Consider the following 4597-nt stretch of genomic DNA (forward strand, 5'->3'; position numbering starts at 1 on the left):
AATTACTCGGTATTATCAGGTATTTAACAATCCGTCATAACGCACCAGAATTGTAATACCCGGTTGATTAAAAATGGTGCGTTAGGGCGGGTTTGTATAAATCTTAGAGTAACCATGAAATCTAGCTAAAACCCGCCCCTACTATTGCACTATTTTAGCTGTGTCGGTCCACTACTGGACTAAAATGTTGCCAACCGTAGGGGCGGGTTCCCCGTTAAATTCATCAGTTTTCACATTTGATTAGATAAACCCGCCCCCAATGATATAATATCATGTCCGGTTGAACAGTTATAAATAATTAGGGAGGAGTCAGGAGTCAGGAGTCAGGAGGGAAGTGGGAAACAGAAAGTATAAAAAGGAGAAAGTTTTTTTATCACGCTCTTATCCGGACATGATATAACGCACTACTGCAGTGACACATCTAATGGGTGTGCGTTATGGTGGGTTTGTATAAATCCTAGAGTAAGCATGAAAATTCTAGCTAAAACCCGCCCCTACTATTGCACTATTGAAGGTGTGAGACACCAGTAGATAGAGACTTGAAAAAAGGGTAAAAACAGGAAGCTAGCTAATGACTGACAGGTTCTTTAACGAATTAATGGAGTTAATAAAGAAATATATTCCTCAGAATCTCTAAAAATAGCTCCTCTTTCAATCAAATCTTGTTTAAGTTGTTCAGTCATTCCACAGCTATTACTACTGAATTTTGCATTTTTTACTTCACTATTTTTAAATTCAGTTTCTCGGAAGTCAGCTTCTTCGAGATTCGCTCCATTCAAATTAGCACCTTTTAAGTAGTCTTTTCTGAGACCAAAAAAATAAGCTTCACCAAGGTCAGCTTCGCTAAGGTCTGCTTGTCTGAGGTAAGCTCCACTAAGATTTGCTCCACTGAGATTTGCTCTATAGAGATTCGCTCTACTAATATTAGCTCCACTAACGTAAGCTCCAAAGAATTTAGCCGTACTCAGGTCAGCACCTCTGAGGTTAGCCTTACTAAGGTTAGCTTTACTGAGATTTGCTCCACTCAGGTTAGCTTCTCTAAAGTCAACTCTAACCAACTCTGCTTTACTCAGGTCTGCTCCACTTAGGTCTGCTCCACTCAGGTCTGCTCCACTCAGGTCTGCTCTACCAAGGATAGCTTCTCGGACATCTGCTTCACCAAGTTTGGCTTGTTTAAGCTCTGCTCCACTTAGGTCTGCTCTTCTTAGATTAGCCCTTTCGATACCAGCTCTACTAAAGTTAGCTACTTTCAGGTCAGCTCCAATAAAGTTAGCTTCACTCAGGTCTGCTCCAATAAAGTTAGCTCTGCTAAGGTCAGCTCCACTTAAGTCAGCTCCAATTAAGTTAGCTTCACTCAGGTCTGCTCCAATAAGTATAGCTCCTCTAAGATTGATTCCCATAAGCTTGACTTGTCTTAAATTAGCACCTCTGAGATTTAATCTTTTCTCACCTTGATTAGTTTGAATTGTCTGAATTAATAATTTTTGGTCATTAGCTCCAGTCATAGCAGCTTTAAGTTTAGCCACATCAGTATCAGAAATATCCGCAGCAATTGTCAATCCTAATTTTTCCTTTTCAGACTCTATAAATTCAACAGTTTCTATCGGCACATCAAATATTTCTATTAATTCTCCTGAGTTAAATAGTAGTTCAATTTTTTCTAGACATTCTGGAGCAGCTTGTAAAATAAACTGCAGTTTTCCTGAATAAATATCAACAATTTTTAATCCCTCATCATTAGCAGCTCCTTGCAGATATTTTTCAATCGCTGTTAATGTCGTCTTGTGTCTTTTATTTCCAAGATTTATATTAAGTATAAATTCTATATTTGTATCTTCTTTTGTGTAGTTACCTTGATTTACCTTTGTTTGACTATAATCTCTACTTACCTTAGTTTTAAAAATTGCAGACTTTTCTAAAATATCTCCATTTATTGTAGATTTAGATTCCTTATTATTCATGTTATTAATTTACATTAAATTATTTTGAATTGCCTTTAGTTTACACAGACTCAGAGAAAAAGTCCAGGTGTGGGAAGTGTGGGAAGTGTGGGAAGCGTGGGAAGTGTGGGAAGTGTGGGAAGTGTGGAATTGTAAATATTCTCTGACGACAAAGAATTATCCCTGGGGGAGTAGACGAGTAGGGGAGTGTAGGGAAGTAATTTTTTTGCTCAACACTTCTGACTTCTGACTTCTGACTTCAGCTATACCTGCCATCTTTTCGTTTACGATTAGATACTGAATAATTAATAATTAGGGTTTGCTGAAAAAGTCTTTTTGTGCAGACAGGGAGAGACGTTGCATGGAACGTCCCTACAGAGTCAAGAGAAACAGCGAGTTATAGAGAAGGTACTCATAAAAATTATCTCTTGATTTTCCTGCCCAACTCTTACCCAATTATTAATTATTAATAATTAAATAATTCGCGCCTTGAAGCCTCCCCTTGGATAGGGGAAAAAAAGTGCTCTTGAATTTCCCGATATTCAATTCCGTAACGGTTTTAACCTTCTTGTAATTATCAATTATCCATTATCAATTATCAATTAATGAACACTCTTACCCAAATACTAACTTTTTGACCCTTATCAGCCCAAAATATTTTACTTTTTCCGGACTTAAAAATGCTCAAACTTTTATTTGTAAATGCTTTGATAATTAATCAGCAGAGCCATAATTAGGGTTTGCTGAAAAAGTTTTATGGGTAAGGGTAGGAGACAGGAGAAATGGGAATTATAGGGGAGGTACTCGAAAAATTATTCCTCAATTTTTCTGCCATAATCATCTCAAAATACTAACTTTTTGCAGCTCTATCCACCAAAAAGCTGGTACTTTTGTCAACTAAAAAATCCTAAAGTCTTTATCTGTCAATACTTTCATAATTAATCAGCAAGCCATAATTATAGCAGTTTTCATGTTTTTTAGAGTACAGAGATTTGGGTTTAAAGGAAGAAGGCTCATATTATCTAGGAGAGAAGGAAGAAGTTTTGGAGTCATGAAGTGAAAACCGCTATAATAATGGATGATTGATAATTAGAAATATGTCAGCCCTGCTTTATTCGTGTCAGAGTTCTTGCAACCTAACCTATTGAGCAATTCCTATAGTTTTCATTATCAATTATCCATTATCAATTATCCATTATCAATTATCCATTATTATTTATTCCCCAAAATAATTAGGCGTAAAACTCCCATGTAAACCATAAGGAATATGATGTTTTAAATGCAATCTTGCCACAGGTTTTTTATTCAAATTTCGAGCATCCAAAATCACAACATCAGACCGATGTTCCGCCGCATCATACATCAACATCAATAACCAACCATCATCCTCATTTACCCCATTCGGAAAAGGAACAAATAAAGGTTCTCCTGCAAAACCTCGTGGTGCAAAACTAAAAACTTGACGTTCTCCTGTTTGCCAATCAATCTTTAATATTGCTTGTAAAGGAGCATTTCCACTTGCTTGTTCTGCAACTCCAATAAATAAATATTGATAAGCTTCTCCCAGATTATTTGGATTTAAAGTTGGAAACTCACAACAACGACTTTCAACTAATTTATGTTCTACATTTTCCGTGGAAAAATCAATCTTAAATCGCCATAACTGACCTTCTGGAATTGAGTCAAAATCTATCTCACGAAAATCATCACCTAAGTCAATTTGTGAGAAAGATTTATAACAAATAGAATCTACATAAATTTCCCCATCCTTTTCCCAAGCATTAGCATGATGAAATACAAAACAAGGTTTAGTTTCCAAAATTTTCATGGCTTTACTACCATCACGAGGAATTACAATAATCTGTGTTGATTTATTAGGAGAAAACTCCAAACATTGACCAGCACCTCGCAATCCCAGTAAGAAAGGAATAGGATTCAAAGTAACAGGATTTTGGAAAAAGATACAGTAATTTGGTGTAATTGCCATATCGTGTAAAAAGGCAAAACCAGGAATCGAATGAGAGTAACGTTTGAGTAATTTTCCCTGACTATTAAATTCAAAAATAGTGATGGTACTTGATGAACCAGGTTTGACAGAAAAATTAACTAAAACATCCCCTTTCCCATTCTTTCCTTTCTCAATTCTAGGGTGAGCAGAAAAAGCTTGACCAGATTGTAAAATTCCATCTAAATCCTCAATTCCAATAGTTTCTAAATTATTTGGATTTAAATGATGAGGTTGTGATCCTTCCCACAAAGCCAAAAGTTTATCGCCCCAATAAAGAATGCCAGTATTGGCAATATTTTTCTTCTTCAAATCGAAAATATTAGCTAACCAACCTCCTGGTTTTTGAGTACCAAAAACACCTCGATAGAGAATTTTTCCTGCTGCTTTTTCTGCCACATAACCTTCCGTTTTGACGAACTTATTTCGGAAGTGGGCACGACCATTTTTAAAACTTATTGCACAAACCATTCCATCCCCATCAAAAGGATGAGCAATAGATTCACCATTAATATCTAATAAACCTGGTCCGTTGCGGAAAAAAGTACCATTCAAATCCTCTGGTATTTCACCTTCTATATCATCAATCCAATAATCATATTCGTTCGGTTGAGATTCATATCCTCCTTTCCAATCTTCACGAGTATAAGAT

Annotated in this window: 2 protein-coding genes; both read right to left on the reverse strand. The window is 36.2% G+C overall.

Going from position 1 to position 4597, the window contains the following annotated elements; translation table 11 throughout:
• Nucleotides 1-587 precede the first annotated feature (587 nt).
• A complete protein-coding gene (locus AFK68_RS09575) occupies nucleotides 588-1961 on the reverse strand; it encodes a pentapeptide repeat-containing protein (protein WP_094672516.1) in 1374 nt (457 codons plus the stop codon).
• A gap of 1195 nt (nucleotides 1962-3156) precedes the next feature.
• A partial coding sequence (locus AFK68_RS09580) for a carotenoid oxygenase family protein (protein WP_094672517.1) occupies nucleotides 3157-4597 on the reverse strand: 1441 nt, incomplete at its 5' end.

The sequence above is a fragment of the Hydrocoleum sp. CS-953 genome (assembly GCF_002260545.1).
Classification (GTDB): Bacteria; Cyanobacteriota; Cyanobacteriia; order Cyanobacteriales; family Microcoleaceae; genus Trichodesmium.